The 17,874-nt window shown below is 47.2% G+C and carries 18 protein-coding genes; 5 read left to right on the top strand and 13 right to left on the bottom strand.

Annotated elements, in window-relative coordinates; all coding sequences use genetic code 11:
• Window positions 1-6: 6 nt before the first annotated feature.
• The 3 genes from EBB_RS11785 to EBB_RS11795 are packed head-to-tail and all read right to left on the bottom strand — an operon-like array spanning window position 7 to window position 2,463.
• Window positions 7-768 (bottom strand): class I SAM-dependent methyltransferase, encoded by a 762-nt coding sequence (locus EBB_RS11785; protein WP_225587416.1) that lies wholly within the window; start codon window positions 766-768, stop codon window positions 7-9.
• A 19-nt stretch (window positions 769-787) separates the two neighbouring features.
• A complete protein-coding gene (sufU, locus tag EBB_RS11790; RefSeq protein WP_192394043.1) occupies window positions 788-1,240 on the bottom strand; it encodes a Fe-S cluster assembly sulfur transfer protein SufU in 453 nt (150 codons plus the stop codon).
• Window positions 1,240-2,463, bottom strand: a complete 1,224-nt coding sequence (locus EBB_RS11795; RefSeq protein ID WP_192394044.1) for a cysteine desulfurase — start codon at window positions 2,461-2,463, stop codon at window positions 1,240-1,242. Before EBB_RS11795 ends, sufU begins: the two co-directional genes overlap by 1 nt.
• 80 nt (window positions 2,464-2,543) lie before the next feature.
• Here EBB_RS11795 and EBB_RS11800 point away from each other — a divergent pair, with 80 nt between their 5' ends.
• On the top strand, window positions 2,544-3,104 hold the full coding sequence (locus EBB_RS11800; protein ID WP_192394045.1) for a Uma2 family endonuclease: 561 nt from the start codon (window positions 2,544-2,546) through the stop codon (window positions 3,102-3,104).
• Here the strand turns inward: EBB_RS11800 and sufD are convergent.
• The 7 genes from sufD to EBB_RS11835 all read right to left on the bottom strand — a co-directional run bounded on the left by sufD (window position 3,099) and on the right by EBB_RS11835 (window position 9,322).
• Window positions 3,099-4,388, bottom strand: coding sequence for a Fe-S cluster assembly protein SufD (sufD, locus tag EBB_RS11805; protein ID WP_192394046.1), 1,290 nt, complete (start codon window positions 4,386-4,388; stop codon window positions 3,099-3,101). The two genes, EBB_RS11800 and sufD, sit on opposite strands and share 6 nt — an antisense overlap.
• Window positions 4,385-5,134 (bottom strand): Fe-S cluster assembly ATPase SufC, encoded by a 750-nt coding sequence (gene sufC, locus EBB_RS11810; protein WP_192394047.1) that lies wholly within the window; start codon window positions 5,132-5,134, stop codon window positions 4,385-4,387. The genes sufD and sufC overlap by 4 nt, the downstream gene beginning before the upstream one ends.
• Before the next feature lie 591 nt (window positions 5,135-5,725).
• Window positions 5,726-6,457 carry a hypothetical protein gene (locus tag EBB_RS11815; RefSeq protein ID WP_192394048.1) on the bottom strand — a complete coding sequence of 244 codons (732 nt, stop codon included), beginning with the start codon at window positions 6,455-6,457 and terminating at the stop codon, window positions 5,726-5,728.
• 493 nt (window positions 6,458-6,950) lie between these two features.
• Window positions 6,951-7,160, bottom strand: a complete 210-nt coding sequence (locus EBB_RS11820) for a type II toxin-antitoxin system HicB family antitoxin (protein ID WP_192394049.1) — start codon at window positions 7,158-7,160, stop codon at window positions 6,951-6,953.
• Window positions 7,153-7,410: a type II toxin-antitoxin system HicA family toxin gene (locus EBB_RS11825; RefSeq protein WP_192394050.1), complete on the bottom strand. Its 258-nt coding sequence runs from the start codon at window positions 7,408-7,410 to the stop codon at window positions 7,153-7,155. The genes EBB_RS11820 and EBB_RS11825 overlap by 8 nt, the downstream gene beginning before the upstream one ends.
• The gene (gene sufB, locus EBB_RS11830) at window positions 7,410-8,858 is read right to left on the bottom strand and encodes a Fe-S cluster assembly protein SufB (RefSeq protein ID WP_192394051.1); all 1,449 of its coding nucleotides are present in this window, start codon (window positions 8,856-8,858) and stop codon (window positions 7,410-7,412) included. The genes EBB_RS11825 and sufB overlap by 1 nt, the downstream gene beginning before the upstream one ends.
• A 14-nt stretch (window positions 8,859-8,872) precedes the next feature.
• Window positions 8,873-9,322, bottom strand: coding sequence for an SUF system Fe-S cluster assembly regulator (locus EBB_RS11835; protein ID WP_192394052.1), 450 nt, complete (start codon window positions 9,320-9,322; stop codon window positions 8,873-8,875).
• Between the two features lie 370 nt (window positions 9,323-9,692).
• Here EBB_RS11835 and EBB_RS11840 point away from each other — a divergent pair, with 370 nt between their 5' ends.
• The 4 genes from EBB_RS11840 (at window position 9,693) to EBB_RS11855 (ending at window position 14,888) form a co-directional block, all read left to right on the top strand.
• Complete coding sequence (locus tag EBB_RS11840) at window positions 9,693-10,322, top strand: polysaccharide deacetylase family protein (protein WP_225587417.1); 630 nt, start codon at window positions 9,693-9,695, stop codon at window positions 10,320-10,322.
• A 173-nt stretch (window positions 10,323-10,495) separates the two neighbouring features.
• On the top strand, window positions 10,496-11,455 hold the full coding sequence (locus EBB_RS11845) for a glycosyltransferase (RefSeq protein WP_192394054.1): 960 nt from the start codon (window positions 10,496-10,498) through the stop codon (window positions 11,453-11,455).
• Between the two features lie 58 nt (window positions 11,456-11,513).
• Window positions 11,514-12,776 carry a putative O-glycosylation ligase, exosortase A system-associated gene (locus tag EBB_RS11850; RefSeq protein ID WP_192394055.1) on the top strand — a complete coding sequence of 421 codons (1,263 nt, stop codon included), beginning with the start codon at window positions 11,514-11,516 and terminating at the stop codon, window positions 12,774-12,776.
• 36 nt (window positions 12,777-12,812) lie between these two features.
• Window positions 12,813-14,888 (top strand): sulfatase-like hydrolase/transferase, encoded by a 2,076-nt coding sequence (locus EBB_RS11855; RefSeq protein ID WP_192394056.1) that lies wholly within the window; start codon window positions 12,813-12,815, stop codon window positions 14,886-14,888.
• A gap of 54 nt (window positions 14,889-14,942) precedes the next feature.
• On the opposite strand, the gene EBB_RS11860 is transcribed toward EBB_RS11855, so the two are convergent.
• Genes EBB_RS11860 through EBB_RS11870 form a run of 3 tightly spaced genes read right to left on the bottom strand, consistent with a single transcriptional unit; the run spans window position 14,943 to window position 17,872 of the window.
• The gene (locus EBB_RS11860) at window positions 14,943-15,947 is read right to left on the bottom strand and encodes an NAD-dependent epimerase (protein ID WP_192394057.1); all 1,005 of its coding nucleotides are present in this window, start codon (window positions 15,945-15,947) and stop codon (window positions 14,943-14,945) included.
• Window positions 15,948-15,949: 2 nt separating this feature from the next.
• Entirely contained in the window at window positions 15,950-17,221 is a 1,272-nt protein-coding gene (gene tviB / locus EBB_RS11865; protein WP_192394058.1) for a Vi polysaccharide biosynthesis UDP-N-acetylglucosamine C-6 dehydrogenase TviB, read from the bottom strand.
• Between the two features lie 45 nt (window positions 17,222-17,266).
• Window positions 17,267-17,872 carry a TetR/AcrR family transcriptional regulator gene (locus EBB_RS11870; protein ID WP_192394059.1) on the bottom strand — a complete coding sequence of 202 codons (606 nt, stop codon included), beginning with the start codon at window positions 17,870-17,872 and terminating at the stop codon, window positions 17,267-17,269.
• Window positions 17,873-17,874 lie beyond the last annotated feature (2 nt).

Genomic DNA, 17,874 nt, shown 5'->3' on the forward strand with positions numbered 1-17,874 from the left:
GCCCATTTATTTTAGATATACGTCGTATCGGAGCAATTTGCCCTGATAAGTTTCGCTAGGCTTGCCGCCCAGCGGCTCCGCATAATCGGGACTTTTAACGACCACCCGCTTGCCGGTCGCCTGCCAGGCCGCCTCGAACAAATCGGCCCTATCCAGGTCATCACCCAAAATATCGCGCAGTATGGCCATGGATTTACGCGTTGCTGCCGTTTGCTTGCGCTTGGCTGGAAACATCGGGTCCAGGTAAATACAATCCGGCTTATCCGATAAACCTGCTAGTAATTCGATGGCATTTCCCAGCATTAACTTTGGGGTTTGCAACTGCCGGTTTAGCACCCAATCCTTCTGTGCCAAGCGCTGAAAACCATCGGCAATCAGCTCGGCCATCACCGGCGAGCGCTCAATACAGCTCACCTCGTACCCCATACGAAACAAGGCCAAACTATCTTGAGCCCAGCCCGTGGTAGCATCGATGACGCTTTTGGTTTTCTTGCCGATGGCCTGCGCCAACAAGTCTTTTTTAGGGGCTGGGTAGGAATGCTGCTCGCCGGGGCGCGGATCGACATCGACCGCCAAACCGCCTTTTTTCAGGGTTTGTTTATCCAATAACTTCAGACAACCATCCCGATAACAAAGGAAGAACGTTTGCGGGACTTCAGTCGGCGGATTTTGCAAAGCCCAGATGGGCCAACCCAAACGCTCGGCTAGTGCCCGACTAGCGGACAACACCGAGTCATCGGCATAAACTACCGCCCCCTGTTCGGACAAACTCGTCACTCGGGATAGCTTACTCGGTGGAAATCGACTGAGCTTCGTTTTTCAAAGCGGCATCCAAGGTATGCCAAGCCAAAGTCGCGCATTTCACCCTGGCAGGATATTCGCGCACGCCGGCCAACACCGCCAGTTTACCGATGGCTTCCAGATTGATTTCCTCGGTTTTGCCGGTGGTCATTTCGTGGAATTGCTTGAACAAGGCTTCCGCTTCGTCCTCGGTTTTACCCTTGACGATTTCAGTCATCAAGGACACTGAGGCCGTGGAAATCGCGCAGCCGGAGCCTTGGAAACTGGCATCGCTGATCACGTGATCGTCGATTTTCAAAAACAGCGTCAGCCTATCGCCGCACAAAGGATTGAAACCTTCCACTTGGCGATTGGCATTATCCATCACCCGAAAATTGCGCGGATTGCGGTTGTGGTCGAATATGACCTCTTGGTATAGATCGCGTAAATCTTCAAACATTAGCCGAACACCTCTATTAGGGACTTGATGCCTTGCATCAACACATCGATTTCTTGGCGGGTATTGTACATGGCAAACGAGGCCCGCGCCGTGGCGGGTACGCCGTAAAAATCCATCACCGGCATCGCGCAATGGTGACCGGCGCGGATGGCGATGCCCAAACTGTCCAGCATGGTGCCTATGTCGTGTGGGTGAATCCGGTCTAGCGTGAACGACAGGATGCCGCCCTTGTGGGCCGCCTGACCGATGATATTGAGACTCTTGATCTGCTCGGCTTGCTGCGTCGCGTAATCCAGTAATTCAGCTTCATAGGCGGCGATTTTATCCATACCAATCGCGGTGACGTAATCGATAGCCGCACCCAAACCGATAATTTCGGCGATGGCCGGCGTGCCGGCTTCGAACTTATGCGGCAGACCGGCGTACTCGGTTTTTTCGAAGGTCACCTGCCGAATCATATCGCCACCGCCCTGGTAGGGCGGCATGGCTTCCAGCAAAGCCTGCTTGCCGTAAAGCACACCAGTGCCGGACGGTCCGTAAATCTTGTGGCCGGAAAACACGTAAAAATCGCAATCCAAGGCTTGTACATCCACCGCCATATGCGGAATCGCCTGGGCACCATCCAATAACACCGGAATGTTTTTGGCATGGGCCGCGGCAATAATCTGCTCTACCGGATTGATCGTACCCAGCGCATTGGACATTTGAGTGATCGCCACTAGCTTGGTTTTGGCGTTCAACAATTGTTCAAACTCGTCAAACAACAACTCCCCTTGCTGATTCATCGGAGCAACTCTTAGAAACGCGCCGATCTGCTGGCAAAGCATTTGCCAAGGCACGATATTGGCGTGATGCTCCATCGCGCTGATGACAATTTCATCGCCGGCTTTGAGTTGCGATTTGCCGTAGCTTTGCGCGACCAGATTGATCGCCTCGGTGGCACCGCGCACGAAGATGATTTCCTTCGTGCTGGCGGCATTGATGAACGCCCTGACCTTTTCCCGCGCCCCTTCAAACTTATCCGTGGCGCGAACGCTTAAGGTGTGCACGCCGCGATGGATGTTGGCGTATTCATGGCTATAGGTGTGCACGATGCTGTCGATGACCGCTTGCGGCTTCTGGCAACTGGCGGCGTTATCCAAATAAACCAAGGGCTTGTTACGGATGGTTTCGCCGAGAATGGGGAAATCGGCGCGGATTTGTTCGATTGGAAATGTGCTCATCGCTAACTATTTGGTTTAATTGATTTGGTCTGTACTAAACATTAGAATCGAGTAAGTCGATTCGTTAATTGGATAAAACTATGGTTGCCGTCTTTCCGCAGAAACACCTCACGGACATTGCCGAGTGGCATCGCATGGGCGAGGCCGGAATTTTTCCGCCCGAAAGCCGCTTGGAACTCATCGAAGGAGAAATTCTCACTATGTCACCGATAGGGTTTAATCATGCCAGTCACGTCAGTCGTTTAACTCGCTATTTCATCCGGTTACTGGATGACGGCGTATCGGTTCGCATACAAAGCCCCATTCAATTGGGCGACTTATCCGAACCGGAACCTGATTTAGTGTTAGCCAAAGCGGATACCGCCGACTACACCACCCGCCACCCTAGCGCTGCCGACGTCTTGCTACTGGTAGAAGTCTCCGACAGCACGCTGCGCTTCGACCGCACTCAAAAACTGCGGCTGTATGCCACCCACGGCATTACCGAATACTGGATCGTCAACCTGATCGACCAGTGCCTGGAAGTGTATCGGCAACCGCAAGACGGCGACTATCTGGATAAATCGGTACTGACAAAAGCCGATAGCATCGATCTATTGGCGTTACCGGCGCTTCAGGTCTCGGTCGCGGCTATCTTATAAACTGATCGCCGGAAACCGCTCTAATAACTCTTTCAGCAGCAAGGCTTTCAATTCGGCGTTCTCGACCTTATCCACCATCTCATTGGCAAACGCAAACGTCAGAATGTTTCTCGCCGTGGCTTCATCAATGCCGCGCGATTGCAGATAAAACACCGACTTTTCTTCCAACTGCCCTACCGTCACGCCGTGCGAACATTTCACATCGTCGGCATAAATCTCCAACTGCGGTTTGGTGTCCACTTCGGCATCCGCCGATAACAGCAGGTTGCGGTTGTTCATTTCCGAATCGGTACGCTGCGCATCCTCGGCGACGATCACCCGACCTTGAAACACCCCGCGCGCCTTGTTATCCAACACGCCTTTATAAAATTCGCGGCTAATGCCGTGCGGTTTTAGATGGTTAATGCGAGTGTGGTTATCGATATGCTGGCGCTTGCCGGCCACAAACAAACCGTTCAAGGAACATTCCGCGGCGGTATCCAGATCGCTATGAATATCGCTGCGCGCCAAGCCACTGCCCAGCGCAAAATTATGATGCATAAAACGGCTATCCCGCGCCTGTTTCACGTAAGTACCGCCAAAATGTTGGGCTTTTTCAGCTTCGAGTTGCACTTTATACAGCGTCAACGCGGCATTGCCAGCCAGCAAGCACTCGTTAACCGAGGCGGTGAAATAGCTATCGACGCTACCGACATAGGTTTCGATAATTTCTGCTTCCGCCTGCTCATTCAGGACAAACAAATTACGGGTTGCCGCCAGCGCATCGGCTTGGGTCACCAAATGCAGAATCTGCAATGGCCGATCCAACTGCTGCTTGGCCGCCACGTCAATCACCACGCCGTCGGTAAACCAGGCGTTATTGAACGCCACCAAATTGTGTTCGGCGCTAGTCACAGCCTGACCCAAGCGGCTTTCCAGCCATGCCGGATTATCTTGCAAAGCTTGTTTCAGACTCGACACAGACACTTTGCCAGCCAGGTCTTGCAGTCGCGACAAGGATGCGGAAAATTGGCCATTAACCAACACCACACTGGCAGCATCGTCCAAACGATAGCGGTTCAACCAATCTTCATCGACAAGCTGGTTGGCACTGGGTACAAACACGGTTTTATTCAGCGCAGACAGATTGGTATAGCGCCATTCTTCCTCACGATTGCCGGGAAAACCGTTGACCGCGAAAGTCTGCAAGGCCTGATTTCTGAAACCTTGCAACCAAGGCAAATCAAATCCCGGCAGACTCGCCGCCAACTCGGGATACGATGTCAAATATGCCGCGCCACTCATGCCGCTTGCCCTTCCAGCCAGCTGTAGCCGCGCTCTTCCAATTCCAGCGCCAGTTCCGGGCCACCGGATTTGACGATTTTGCCGTCCGCCAATACATGCACCACATCGGGTTTGATGTAATCCAACAGCCGTTGGTAATGGGTAATCATCAGGAACGAGCGCTCAGCATTGCGCAAGGAGTTGACGCCTTCGGAGACTATACGCAAGGCATCGATGTCCAGGCCAGAATCGGTCTCGTCCAAAATGCACAATTTGGGCTCCAATATGGCCGCTTGCAAGATTTCATTACGTTTCTTTTCGCCACCGGAAAAGCCTTCGTTAACCGCGCGGTACAAAAACTTTTCGTCCATTTGCAACAGTTTGACCTTGCTTTTGACGATGGTCAGAAAATCCATCGCATCCACTTCAGGTAGGCCGTGATGCTTGCGCATCGCATTCAACGCGGCTTTTAAAAGGTAGATATTGCTGACGCCGGGAATTTCCACCGGATATTGAAAGGCCAGAAACACGCCTTCGCGAGCGCGGATTTCCGGGGCCAATTCCAGCAAGTCTTTGCCTTGGTAAGTCACGCTGCCTTCGGTGACGGTATACCCGGCCTTGCCGGACAACACATGCGATAAGGTACTCTTGCCGGCGCCGTTGGGGCCCATGATGGCGTGGACTTCGCCTGGGTTTATGTCCAGAGTTAGGCCTTTTAATATGGGTTTGTCGTTGATGGATACGTGGAGATTTTTGATGCTGAGCATACGTTTGGTCACCTAAGTTTTTTAAATAATTCCGAACCTTATCGTTCCCACGCTCCGGCGTGGGAATGCAGTTGTCGACGCTCCAGCGTCAGCGCAAGCTAGTTTTTAAACCACGCTTTTAAATTCGTTAATAAATAGGTTTCGCTAACGCGAAGCTTATTTAAAGTCGGGTCTCGGCCCGACAGCCGAGATACTTTTCTTTGCTTGTCCAAAGAAAAGTATCCAAAAGAAAAGACCCCCGGATGCCGCTTTGATCCTGCGCTCCGAAGCTTTTGAACGGGGTTGCCGAAAGGGGCTTCCTGCCCCTTCGGCAACGCGATGCATCCATGCATCGCCCCTACGGGCTATTCCGCTCAAAAGCTCCGGTGCTCGGCGCGGCATACGGGAAGAAAACCATCCCGAAAGTTAAAGCTATAAATCGAACAAGGTAGGTTCGATTAGCGAAGCGTAATCGGAAGTATGTTTAAAATTGGAGCTATTAATTAAATACCTAAAAAATTATTTCCAAAACAGAAAAACAAATCCTTTATTCAAATTCATTCTTCCGATTACACTTCGCTAATCGAACCTACGCTGCTGGCTATAAAACTCCTAGCCATTGAATTTTTTAGCTGCGTAATAACTAACAGAAATAGCTAAATTCATTCCAAAGCGAGCGAACTCCTTATCCGTAAAACCCAAAGGCTTATGTGCACCCGGACTGATAAAGGTATAAATAGAAGTAATGGCGTCCTCTTCTTTTTTATCAAAAAAAGCATATTCTTTCAAAAAACGTATCGAGTTCCCCCATACCTTTGTATCATTATCACTAACGATAAGACCTCTTTGAATCGCAAGCTCTTTACATAACGTTTCAAGGGCAACGCGCGAATAAGTCAAACACCCATTATAATAATCAGGCGCTGGTTTTCTGAACTCTTCTGCCGACCTTTTTATAAGATCTATAATTTCCTCGGAGGATGGTAAATTTGTTCTACGCAATTCTTTAGCTAAATCATCCTCTATCGGCTCGCTTGACTCGATAAACGGTTCAATTTTAATTATTCTATTACGCTCAACTCGATAGCCATCAAGCATTAAACAGCTTTCAAAATCTTCCCATCTTTCATCAAATGCTGTAGCTGTAGACGTTTTTCTATCTCTGAGCGCCTTTTTTGTAATCACAACCTCAGAGATTAAGCAAGATATTTTGTCATCAGCTACACCAAGTAAAGCTCCTTTAATATTTTCTAGGTTTATATATTCAGCAAAGACATCATGCTTTTCTAGTAAAATAGATATTTGATCCCTTCCAATAAGATCAAGTAACTGACAAAAAGACAATTTCGTTCTCTTTGAAATAACCACTATTTATCCAAAACTTTAAACCATTAATACAAAGCTTGTAGGATGTGCTGAACAGGGTGAAGCGCATCTGTCGCGAACGATGCGCCTCCTTTCTTCGGCACATCCTACAAATTCTTTCCACATCAAAAAACATCCAATCACTTTAAATCCACGGCGGGGGTTATTCCCGTTATTCCGCCCTGAGCATCGCAGTTTTTGGCGAGATCGGCCCGCAGGGGAGCGGCAGGGATGCCGCTCGTTTTCGGAGGGCCAGGGATGGCCCTTCCGAAAACCCTCGCCAAAAGCAAGACGCGCAGGATTAAGGCGGAATTCCGGGTGGCCTTTTCTTTGGATACTTTCTTTTGGCCAAGCAAAAGAAAGTATCTCGGCTGTCGGGCCGAGACCCGACTTTAAAACAACCCGTCGCGACAGCGACACAACCCCTAAAGACGCTGGAGCGTCTAACCCCGCAACCTACAAAAACCAATAATTACGCATACAGCAACCGCCCCTTGGGTTCAGGAATCACTCTACCAAGCTCCAAAGCCGTATCGATCCACTCCTGAATCACCACCTCGGCATTTTTTACAGCCTCTTGGTAACTCTTGCCATCCGCCATACAACCAGACAGCTCCGGCACTTCCACCAGATAGGCTTGATCCGGCTCGCTCCAATAAAGAATCATTTCGTATTTATTCATCGATTTGCCCTAATTGATATTTGACGATAACCTGCCGTACCTGTTTGATTTGATAAGGTTTTGCCTTTGAACCTACAGGTTGCAAATTTAAAATTTCCGAGATGTCTTGCCGAGTAAAAATATGATGATCGCCGCGAATTCTCAAATCAAAATCCATTCGCTGCAATAATTGCACGAGTTCCGCAAAGGTGATATTGCCATCCGATCTGCCGCCGAGAATCTTATACAGCAGCTTATCGTATTTGCCCATTACCCAACCGCCCCTTCCAAACTAATCCCCAACAACGCCTGCGCCTCTACCGCAAACTCCATCGGCAATTCCTTAAACACTTCCTTACAAAAGCCATTCACTATCATCGACACCGCATCTTCCGCAGACAAGCCGCGCTGCTGGCAGAAGAACAATTGGTCTTCGCTGATTTTAGAGGTGGTCGCCTCATGTTCAATCTGCGCGGTCGGCTGTTTCACTTCCACATAAGGAAAGGTATGCGCACCGCATTTATCGCCCACCAAGAGTGAATCGCACTGGGTGTGGTTACGAGCGTTTTCAGCGGATTTGGCCACTTTCACTAAACCACGATAGGTGTTCTGCGCCCGGCCGGCGGAGATTCCTTTCGACACGATAGTGCTGCGGGTATTTTTGCCGATATGAATCATTTTGGTGCCGGTGTCGGCTTGTTGCAGGTTGTTGGTCAAAGCCACCGAATAAAATTCGCCGACCGAGTCATTGCCCAACAACACGCAACTGGGGTATTTCCAGGTGATGGCCGAGCCGGTTTCGACTTGGGTCCAGGATACTTTGGAGTTGTGCCCGCGGCATTCCGCGCGCTTGGTCACGAAGTTATAAATACCGCCTTTGCCGTCTTTGTCGCCCGGATACCAGTTCTGCACGGTGGAATATTTGATTTGCGCATTGTCCAGCGCCACCAGCTCCACTACCGCAGCATGCAACTGGTTTTCGTCGCGCATCGGTGCGGTGCAGCCTTCCAGATAGGACACATGCGAGCCTTCATCGGCGATGATCAAAGTCCGTTCGAACTGGCCGGTGTTGGCGGCGTTGATTCTGAAATACGTCGACAACTCCATCGGGCAGCGCACACCTTTGGGGATGTAGACGAAGGAACCGTCGGTAAATACCGCGGCATTCAGCGCGGCGAAGAAGTTGTCGCCGGTCGGCACTACGCTACCGAGGTATTGCTTCACTAATTCAGGGTGTTCTTGCAAAGCTTCGGAAATCGGACAGAAAATCACGCCGGCATCCTTGAGCTTGCCTTTAAAAGTGGTAGCAACCGACACGCTATCGAATACCGCATCGACCGCAATACCTGCCAGCCGCTCCTGCTCGTCCAGCGGAATGCCCAATTTTTTATAGGTATCCAATAATTCCGGATCGACTTCGTCCAAACTTTTCGGGCCGGCTTTTTTCGACTTAGGGGCCGAGTAATAGCTAATGGCTTGATAATCGATAGGATCGATCTTGAGTTGCGCCCAGTCCGGCGACGGCATGGTTTGCCAATGCCGAAAGGCTTTGAGCCGGTATTCCAACATGAATTCCGGCTCGTTTTTGACTTTGGACAGCCGGCGAATCACGTCTTCGTCCAAGCCGGGCGGAAACGTATCGACTTCCAGCTCGGTCACAAAGCCTTGCTTGTATTCCTGGCTGATCAGATGTTCAATTTCTTGGGCGCTGGTAGACATAATCTTTTCAATAATTAGCGAAACAACTGGTTCACCGGAATCGAGACTTCTTCCGGCGGCTTAAACGGCAAAATCAAATCAGCCAAGGTTACCGACTCGAGCGCGTTGGCAATTTTTTGGTTGATCAAGTGCCAATTGCCTTGTATCCGACAGCCGCTGGCTTGATCGCAACTTTTGTGTGAAACGGTGCATTCGGTCAGCGCTATCGGGCCTTCGAGAGCGGAAATCACCGTGGCCACACTGATCCTATTTGGGTCTTTAGCTAACGCATAACCGCCTTTAGCACCACGCATGGACACCAACACCCCAGCTTTGAGCAAAATTTTCAAGATCTTGCTCACTGTCGGCTGGGCGATACCCGTGGCTTCGGCAATTTCTAAAGCACCATGCACCCGACTCCTGTCCCTGGCCATATAGCTCAAGATCACCGTGGCATAGTCTGTTAGCTTGCTTAACCTTAACATCGCACTCCTTTTACATTTAGGACTATTTTAGTCTTATTTAAATCCTTAGTAAATAGCTTGGTTATTAAAAATCTTACTTTCGCGTGAACATCACTTTTTTGAGTTTTCGCGCACTGCGCTATCTGGCTTAGCATCGCGGAAAAACAGCTTGCGACAACTTTTCCCTGAAAATCTTGGTTTTTTGCAATACACTTCTTTTAAAGAACGAAACATACGCCATTTGATAAAAGCCATGTCCCAAACTCGCAGCCCTATTGTTTTGATGTATCACGGTACGCCCGACGCTCAACCCGAGTCGCATTACTCGATAAGCGCGGACTTGTTTGCGAAGCATTTGCGGTATCTACAGCAAGAAGGTTGGACAACGGTTTTGTTCAAAGACTTGCAAAATACCAAATCGCTACCTGAAAAAAGTGTGGTCATTACTTTTGATGATGGCTACGAAGACAACTATCCGGGGGCTTTTTTGCCTCTGATGGCACTTGGGATGAAGGCCACATGGTTTATCGCCACCGATTGCATCGGCGGCCATGCGCATTGGCTAGGCAAACCATCCACTCAGACACGGATGCTAACGGCGGAACGCCTGCTTGAAATGCATGCAGCCGGAATGGAAATTGCCTCGCACACCTGCTCTCATCCAGACCTATCGGTACTCAGCACAGACCAACAACAATTCGAACTTTCAAAAGCCAAAGCTGTTCTTGAAGATTTATTGTCAACCCAAGTAAGCAGCCTGGCTTATCCCTTTGGCAGATTCAACTCTGATTCAATCACCATAGCCGAACAGACAGGCTATAGCATGGCTTGCACCACCCGTCCCGGCTGGTTCGATAGCGAACCCAACCCTTACCTGGTTAGACGTATTGCCATATTCTCCGGCGACAGCGCCAGCACACTAGCCCGCAAATTAAACTTTGCGGACAACGATGTATCGTGGAAAAAAATGACTCGCTACTATGCGAACCGTGTTTGGGATAAACTGCGTCATACGAGTTGATTGCAAATACCAATGCAGATTTTAGCGTCGCAATGAATCAACAGCGATAAACAGCCCAGAAATTCGTCCCCACCAGAATTCAGAACCTTTACGCCGAGCCCAAAAACCCAGAAGCCTAAGAACATGACTCTGCCCGGCAACTCTTTACCACTCTCTGCATTTAGATATCGAAAATGAGCCTGGAAAAAGCCTCTAAAAAGCTCACATTCGCTTTTTGCACTTACAACCGCGCGGAAAGGCTAGAGAATCTGGTCTTTGCCATGCGCGCGCAATCTTGTCCGATTCCATTTGAAATTCTTGCTGTAGATAATAACAGTAGCGACACGACAAGCGAGGTATTGAAACAACTTCAGCAACTACCCGGCCCGACGCTCCGCTGGGTGCATGAGCCCAACCAAGGCATAGTCGCAGCGCGCAACAGAGCCATACAAGAGGCAATCAATTCAGACATTCTGGTGTTTATCGACGACGATGAACTACCTTTATGCGGACTGTTGGAAACGGTTGCACACGCATATCTTAGCGAAGGCGCAGAATGTGTTGGCGGACGAATCGATATAGACTTTACAGACCATAAGCGTCCAGAATGGCTTGATGACGAATTGCTGGGATTTCTAGGCGCGCTGGATCACGGCAAACAAGCTTTCTGGATAGAAGACAACACTACACCGGTGTGGGCCGGCAACATCGCATATGACATGGCGATATTCCGAAACGATCCGGCATTGCGCTTTGATCGCAGGTATGACCGCAAAGGTAAAACCATAGGAGGAGGCGAAGACGTGATGATGTTTAATGTGCTCCTGCAGCAAAAGCGCCGAATACGTTACCGCCCGGACATGGCCATACTTCACGCCGTGGAACCATGGCGACTCCGGCGGCGCTACTTTTTAGATGTTCATTTTCTGGCCGGCTATCGCGGAGCGATTAATGACTTTCCGGTCTATCATCGCACCTACTTGGGCATACCGCCATTCTTAATCTCGCAAATTGTCCGCCAAACTTGGCAATGGCTTGGGTTGGCGTTCACCGCAAAACATAGCCTGCGCCAGGCAATGAATGTCAGTTATTCTCTCGGGCAAATATGTGGCTGTTTTTCACGCTGGAAAAACAAACTATTAATAAATAATTAAATTAAGCTGACCATTAAAAGCTTAGTTAAGTGCATTAAAACCTACTAAATTAAACTCCGTGCGCGACATAGTTGTTCTTATTTTTCTGATATGCTGCATAGTTGCCGCAATAAAAAAACCATGGTGGGGGGTGCTATCGTTAGCAATATTCAGTTACTTGAATCCGCATGCCTATGCCTGGGGTGCAGTACGTTCGCTACCGGTATACTATGTGTTATTTTTGGTAGTTGTTGTCAGCACGTTCAACACCAAAGATAAACAGCCCATCCCTAAAGATTGGCGAATTTCCGTTTTTATAACACTTTGGTTCTATTTTATATTTACCACAACCCAATCGCCTTTACAGGATATTGCCTGGGAAAAATTTTTGTTCGTCTCTAAAGTATTTGTGCCATTCTATTTCACATGGGTACTCATCAATACCAGAGAAAAACTCTATTATTTAATTTCCACCATAGGTGCCTCTATAGGCATTGTTGCAGTTAAAGGTGGTATATTTGCTATCTTAACCGGCTTTGGTCACCGCGTATACGGACCCCCCAATACGCAATTCGAGGACAACAATTTATTTGCCGTTGCGATGTTGATTGCCGTGCCATTGCTACTAGTATGGGAAAAAGAAGTACAGAAGAGTTGGCTTAAAAAAGGAATATTGCTATCCATTCCTATCATTTATGCCGCTTCATTATCATCATGGTCTAGAGGCGCATTACTTACCATGATCGCTCTAACGTTTACACTGATTTCAAACAGCAAACGTAAATACTTGATGATCCCTCTAGTAATTGGCGGTACATTTTTTGTAATACCCTATTTGCCTGAAGAATGGTTTGGACGTATGCACACCATGGAAACTTACGAGGAAGACCTTTCCGCCATGTCACGAATAGAGGCATGGACAGATGGCTGGAATCATGCGCTGAGCCACCCGTTTACCGGCGCGGGATTCGATGGCTGGATTCATGTCACGATGCGGGATTGGCACAGTTCTTACGTAGAAATGCTTGCTGAACATGGCTTTATAGCATTCGGATTATGGATTTCGCTGATACTGGGTAGTGTCTTTGGCTTAACCCGTTTATCAAGACAAGCGAAACAAGTAGAAGGCATGGAATGGGTGCGCCACTACAGCCTAATGGTCAGAACCTCGATCATTTGCTATATGGTTGGCACCGCTTTCCTCGGCTTATCCTACTGGGATTTGATTTATCATTTAGTATTTATATCGATGTTAATTAAAAAATTCGCACTGCAAGAGTTTTCGGAAAAAGCACGCATAAATGAACAGCAGTACAAAAAAAATCGAAATATAATAATTTAGCCACCAATCATACTTATCCAATCGAATAAAATAGAGATGGAAAAAATACTGGTGTCCCTCTACTGCTCATCTGCTGCCGCACTGCTTTTTACTATTACATTAATCATACTTACCTTACACAACTATTCTCGTACCGGACCCGGCATCCAAAAAGAAATAGAAAAAAAGTTTGGGTATTATGTGGTTTTCGCCCTAACCAGGTTAGCCGCTTGGTTATTTGTCATATTTTTTCTGACATCCTTGCCAGGCTCTATTGCAGCTTATTCAATATCAAAGCTTACTGCATTGATGGAATTTAATTTCATCACAGGTTTAACCTACTGCTTAATATCAACCACGTTAATTACTACCTACTTTTTTTTACACCAGCTCCTGTATACACCGGGCACCATTCAATTATCTTTCCAGTATAGATTTTCCAGATTGTTTGTTATATGGAAGATATTATCTCCCAAAATAATAAGTAGCATAAAGTTTTCATTAATTTTATTACTGTCTATAACATCGGCAATCGCTCTGTTTTTCGCTATCCAAGAAAATAATACGCCGCTAGTGCTATATATACTAGCCTTGGCTGGTTTATATGCTTACATCTATTACGCAACGATAGTTAACGAACCAGCTATCGCTAAAGCATCGCCTCAAACAAAACCCAATGTGATTATGATAGGTTCCGATACATTGCGCCATGACAGACTTGGCGGCAGCAACTATCATAGGAACCTTACCCCCAACATTGATAAATTAAGCGCGAACGGCTTACGACTCTATAAATGCATAACCCCTGTCGCCAGAACCGCACCAAGTATTGCATCCCTATTTACCGGATTATGGCCGCATAACCATAAAATTCGCGATAATTATCCATCCCTGGCAGACTGTAAATTACCGCAACCGTCTTTAATCGATATATTGAACGAACATGGTTACTTGACTGCATGCATCTCCGATTGGTGCGGAGCCGATTTCGCAAAATTAAGTTTTAACTTCAAGGAAATCTCGGTCGCTGAAGATCAATGGAATATCAAACTGCTACTAAGGCAAGGCCCGTCTTTAATCCGAAACGTATTATCGCTATTCACCAATAACGCATTAGGAAAACGCTTCTTACCCGAGTTCTATTATCTGGCCGGCGTGCCCTTGATAAAAAGCTTGAGCCGCGAATGCCGCCAATTAATTGCCCGTTCGGCGAAAAACTCGCAGCCCTTTTTTATTAATTTGTTCACTTCGGCCACTCACGTCCCATTCAATTCGGAGTATCCCTATTACAACTTATTTACTCCAAAAGACTATAAAGGTGAGTCACGGTTTATTATGACCAGACTCGCCTCGGCGGAAGAAATTATCAAAAAACAGGAAAAAACCTCGGAGTTTTTCGACATCCCGCAAATTATTAATTTATATGACAGCTGCGTCAAACAGTTCGACGATGAAGTGGGGAAAATAATAGATTATATTGAAAAGTCGGATTTATCCAATAATACCATCGTAATCATATATAGCGATCATGGTGCGGATTTTTTTGAAACCGGATGCTGGGGCCAGGGCAATACCTTGGTAGGAAACGACCCCAGCGGCAGAATTCCATTGGTGATGAAAGGCCCAGGAGTGCCTAGTGGCGTAAACTTTAAGCCGACTACCCGCTCTATTGACGTAATGCCAACTTTGTTAGATTTGTTGAATATACCTATTCCAACAACGCTCGACGGTATTAATTTGATTCCTTATGTAAAAACACAGACATCACCAGAGCTTTTTGCTTTTCAAGAAACAGGGATTTGGCTAGGAAAAATACCTGGCTTACATCCTGAACAAATCTTATATCCCAATATTGTTGAATTACTGGATATTCCTGATAAAAAATCCGGCACGCTGGTAGTCAACGAAAAACATTATCCCACGGTTATCCGCGCGAAAAGCCGCTCTATACAGAATGAAAAGTGGAAACTAATATATATAGCGACTTATACAAAGCCTGTGTATCAGCTATACAACTTAGAAAAAGACCCATATCGGGATGTGATAGACTCTCATCCCGATATATTTTTGGAGCTTAAAAAGCTATTGGATAGCCATATTCAAAGTGACACTTTATTTGAATCTGCTAATTAAAATACAAAGCTGTTGCACATTTTAAAACTGTGCAATCGGGGTATCAAAAATTATTCACTGATAGTAATCAAGATACCAAGCAACAAACTGTTCAATCCCCTGCTCAATAGTCGTGTTTGGTTTATAACCAACATCCGCCACCAAGGCCTCTACATCGGCAAACGTATCCGGGACATCACCAGGCTGCAACGGCAATAAATTTTTCTCGGCAGTTTTACCGAGAAAACGTTCCAAGGTTTCGATATAAGACAGCAGTTCTACCGGATTCTGGTTACCAATGTTATAAACCCGCCAAGGTGCTCTACTGGTGCCTGGATCGGGTTTTTCTCCACTCCAGTCCGGATTCGGCGAAGCGTTATGATCCATGGTCCGAATCACGCCCTCAACAATATCGTCTATGTAAGTAAAGTCGCGGCGGTGCTTACCGTAATTAAATACATTGATTTTCTCGCCATTCAAAATAGCTTTGGTAAATAAAAACAACGCCATGTCTGGTCGGCCCCACGGCCCATATACGGTAAAAAAGCGCAAACCTGTGGTAGGCAATTTATACAAGTTGCTGTAGGTGTGCGCCATCAGCTCATTGGCTTTTTTTGACGCCGCATACAAGCTCAAGGGATGATCGACATTGTCATGCACGGAAAACGGCATGGATTCGTTCGCGCCGTAAACCGAACTGCTGGAGGCATACACCAAGTGCTCCACCTGATTATGCCGACAGCCTTCCAATATATTGATAAAACCAACGATATTGCTATCGATGTAGGCATGCGGATTCTCGATTGAATAACGCACACCAGCCTGAGCAGCCAGATTAACCACTTTTTGCGGCTGATGCTTTTTAAATAAAGCCTCCATGCCGTCTCTATCGGCAATATCCAATCTGACATCGGTATAGCCGGCAAAATCCTTGATCCGATCCAAGCGACTCAATTTCAGGTTAACATCGTAATAGTCGTTGAGATTATCGACACCAATGACTTCGTCACCACGCTCCAATAATCTCAGCGCCAAATGATTGCCTATAAAACCGGCAGTGCCGGTCACCATAATCTTCATTCTTAAAGCCTTGCGTCTGTTTGATCCGTGGGAAACAAGTATTTCAGATCATATACAATAGCTTGCGGCGTACCTAAAGCTCTGATGTCTGAAATCGCCATTTTTCTGAACTCATCATGGGCCACAGCCAGAATAATCGCGTCGTATTTTCCCGCAACCGGTTTCACTACCGGCGTTATAGCGTATTCGTGTTTCGCTTCCTCGGCATTAACCCAGGGATCGTAAACCTCGACATTGACGCCATAAGTCTTCAATTCGGCAATGATGTCCACCACCCGAGTGTTACGAATGTCCGGACAGTTTTCTTTAAAGGTCAAGCCCATGATCAGGACATTAGCTTCCTGGACATGCACACGCTTCTTCAGCATCAACTTTACTAATTGCGACACGACGTATACCCCCATGCCATCGTTGATTCGACGGCCAGAAAGTATCACTTCCGGGTTATAGCCGATAGCTTGAGCTTTATGGGTTAAGTAGTAAGGATCCACTCCGATACAGTGTCCACCGACCAACCCAGGGCGAAACGGCAGGAAATTCCATTTGGTCCCTGCAGCCAACAAAACCTCTTCAGTATCTATTCCGAGTTTGTTGAAGATCAATGCCAATTCGTTGATCAAAGCGATGTTGACATCGCGCTGAGTATTTTCAATGACTTTAGCAGCCTCGGCGACTTTGATGCTGCTGGCTTTGTGTGTGCCCGCAGCGATGATGCTTTTATACAAAGCATCTACTTTTTCGGCTATTTCAGGCGTAGAGCCCGAGGTAACCTTCAGAATATTGGTTACGCGGTGTTGTTTATCGCCGGGATTAATGCGCTCAGGACTATAACCGACATAAAAATCCCGATTAAAAGTCAAACCCGATACTTTCTCCAGAATCGGTACGCAAACCTCTTCGGTTGCACCAGGGTAAACAGTGGATTCGTAAATGACGATGTCGCCGGACTTTATCACCTTACCCAACAAATCGCTGGCTTTTTGCAGCGGCGTCAAATCAGGTTGTTTATGTTCGTTGATTGGCGTGGGGACTGTGACTATATAAACCGAACAATCGGCTATATCTTGTAAATCAGCGCTGTAAGTCAGCAATTTGGCGCCGGCGAGTTCTTCTTCACTAACTTCCAGGGTATGGTCTCGACCTGCGCGTAATTCCTGAATCCGATGCTGGTTAATATCGAAACCTACGGTTTGATATTTTCGTCCAAACTCGACGGCTAGCGGCAACCCCACGTAACCAAGCCCAATCATACCGATTTTAATGTTATCTAACATCTAGTAAATCCTCCTCCGCCCCGCTCTGAGTTTTAATGACTTGAATTACTTTTTGACTATACAGCCCCATGCCGTCAGCCAGGCTTGTGCCTGATAGCTTTCCGCCGTTTTCGGCAAGTTGCCGCTCAACACCATCGCCAAGGTATGATTGATAATGCCGAAGAAATAAGTGTAGGCCAATAACGGATCCAGTGCCTTCATCTCGCCGTCTTTGACGCCGTTCTGAAAAATCCGTTTTATTTTAATAAATGCGGGCGTTTCCAGCAGGGGCTTAGGTTGAGCCAAAAACTCTTCGCTCTTTACAAATAACAAAAACTCGACGATTTCCGGGGCGTCATCGGTTAATTTGAAGAGTAAATCGACTATTTCCCGCAATTGTTCGGCAGCTTTACGATTCCGGCGGCGAATATCATCAATCGATATGCTCAGACTATCCAGAATATTTTCGTACAAGGCTTGCGCGATGGCTTGCTTGGTTTTGAAATACTGACTAATGCCGGTACTGGTTGTTATACCAGCCGCATCTTTTATATCGGTTAATGAGGTATTGAAATATCCCTTCTTGGCAAACAGCTTTAAAGCGGCCTGCAACACTTCATCCTGACTAATCGTTTTATTCGGTGTATTTTCTAATTCTAATTCTTGTTCCATGC

This window comes from Methylomonas fluvii (assembly GCF_014850975.1).
In the GTDB taxonomy this organism is placed as follows: Bacteria; Pseudomonadota; Gammaproteobacteria; order Methylococcales; family Methylomonadaceae; genus Methylomonas; species Methylomonas fluvii.

Excerpts from the sequence above, each read along its gene's own strand:
- sufU (WP_192394043.1), bottom strand. The coding sequence starts at position 1,240 with ATGTTTGAAGATTTACGCGATCTATACCAAGAGGTCATATTCGACCAC.
- EBB_RS11795 (WP_192394044.1), bottom strand. The coding sequence starts at position 2,463 with ATGAGCACATTTCCAATCGAACAAATCCGCGCCGATTTCCCCATTCTC.
- EBB_RS11800 (WP_192394045.1), top strand. The coding sequence starts at position 2,544 with ATGGTTGCCGTCTTTCCGCAGAAACACCTCACGGACATTGCCGAGTGG.
- sufD (WP_192394046.1), bottom strand. The coding sequence starts at position 4,388 with ATGAGTGGCGCGGCATATTTGACATCGTATCCCGAGTTGGCGGCGAGT.
- sufC (WP_192394047.1), bottom strand. The coding sequence starts at position 5,134 with ATGCTCAGCATCAAAAATCTCCACGTATCCATCAACGACAAACCCATA.
- EBB_RS11820 (WP_192394049.1), bottom strand. The coding sequence starts at position 7,160 with ATGAATAAATACGAAATGATTCTTTATTGGAGCGAGCCGGATCAAGCC.
- EBB_RS11825 (WP_192394050.1), bottom strand. The coding sequence starts at position 7,410 with ATGGGCAAATACGATAAGCTGCTGTATAAGATTCTCGGCGGCAGATCG.
- sufB (WP_192394051.1), bottom strand. The coding sequence starts at position 8,858 with ATGTCTACCAGCGCCCAAGAAATTGAACATCTGATCAGCCAGGAATAC.
- EBB_RS11835 (WP_192394052.1), bottom strand. The coding sequence starts at position 9,322 with ATGTTAAGGTTAAGCAAGCTAACAGACTATGCCACGGTGATCTTGAGC.
- EBB_RS11845 (WP_192394054.1), top strand. The coding sequence starts at position 10,496 with ATGAGCCTGGAAAAAGCCTCTAAAAAGCTCACATTCGCTTTTTGCACT.
- EBB_RS11855 (WP_192394056.1), top strand. The coding sequence starts at position 12,813 with ATGGAAAAAATACTGGTGTCCCTCTACTGCTCATCTGCTGCCGCACTG.
- EBB_RS11860 (WP_192394057.1), bottom strand. The coding sequence starts at position 15,947 with ATGAAGATTATGGTGACCGGCACTGCCGGTTTTATAGGCAATCATTTG.
- tviB (WP_192394058.1), bottom strand. The coding sequence starts at position 17,221 with ATGTTAGATAACATTAAAATCGGTATGATTGGGCTTGGTTACGTGGGG.
- EBB_RS11870 (WP_192394059.1), bottom strand. The coding sequence starts at position 17,872 with ATGGAACAAGAATTAGAATTAGAAAATACACCGAATAAAACGATTAGT.